The sequence below is a fragment of the Portibacter marinus genome, from assembly GCF_021533195.1.
Lineage (GTDB): Bacteria > Bacteroidota > Bacteroidia > Chitinophagales > Saprospiraceae > Portibacter > Portibacter marinus.
On the sequence record NZ_JAJNKB010000063.1, the window covers coordinates 1 to 1,111 of the forward strand.

General features: G+C 34.7%; 1 protein-coding gene. It reads right to left on the reverse strand.

The window, feature by feature from the left end; genetic code table 11:
• Nucleotides 1-132: 132 nt before the first annotated feature.
• On the reverse strand, nucleotides 133-903 hold the full coding sequence (locus L2567_RS20950) for a hypothetical protein (protein ID WP_235299822.1): 771 nt from the start codon (nucleotides 901-903) through the stop codon (nucleotides 133-135).
• Nucleotides 904-1,111: the final 208 nt, after the last annotated feature.

Below are 1,111 nucleotides of genomic sequence, written 5' to 3' on the forward strand. Positions count from 1 at the left end.
GGAAGGAATGAGTTTAGTGGCGTATTCGATTCGAAAGAATGAGCATGAAGAGCCGTATGAGCTGAGAGGTTCACGTACGGTTCTGTGAGAGGTTTAGGGGTGAGAGTCCCCTTTACCTACTCGATGTCAAGTTTAATCTTTTTCAAAGTTCCATGGATTTGGACAATTTCTCCAGTCAAGCCATTCTATATCATCTTCCTCATTTTTTGTTCCAAATCTTATTTTATATGAGTTGTTGTGTTTGAATCTAAAAGGTCCTGAACACATACCATGACCAACAGTTAAAAGATTATCTTTCGGAATAATATAGTATTTGAATGTTCTACCAGTATTCACCTCTGAAATTTCTACAATCAAATACTGCGGATTTTTATTTGGAGTTGAAAGTTTAAAAACTGTCTCTACAGAAGGCCCACAACCATAATGAATGACTTTTAGTTGGTGATCTTTAATTTTGTTTAGACTCTCCACTTTGTCTGAATTTGGAGATTTTTTTGCCTGCCATTTTATTATACCTCTTTTCCCATTGGCATATCTTCTTGTAAGATTTAAAAACCTATGATCTTCTAAGCTTAGATTTTTTACGAACAATTCGTAAACTCGACCTTCAATTAATTCCTCTTCCAACTTAAATACGACTTGAGTCCACAAAAATTGGCCTTTGACTAACTCTTCTTTTATCAATCTAACTTTATGTTCACCAGATCGGATATATATTGAATAGTTTGAATCTAGCTTTTCAAAGATTTCGAAATAATTTCCATGGCCTAAACCTTCAAAAATGATTTTACCATTTATATCTAGTTCAGTGATTTCGGGATATACAACTAAAGCACTTCCGCATTTGCCGAATAAAGGCTGCAAGATAAATATTGAAAATACTATTAATAATATGCTTTTCATTTTTATTTATAGATGATAACGTTCAATTGCATGAGGAGTGCCGACGGTAGGAGGAATTACTTCATGCATAATGTTACCTATCGTAGTGTGCCCTGAAGTTCCATCGGGTACTAAGTTAATCAAAAGTGGTTAATGGAAATAGATGGAGCATGTTGTAATTGAGATGAAAGACCTCTTCAAAGGTTGGATGGAAAGGAAACGAGCTGAC

Excerpts from the sequence above, each read along its gene's own strand:
- L2567_RS20950 (WP_235299822.1), bottom strand. The coding sequence starts at position 903 with ATGAAAAGCATATTATTAATAGTATTTTCAATATTTATCTTGCAGCCT.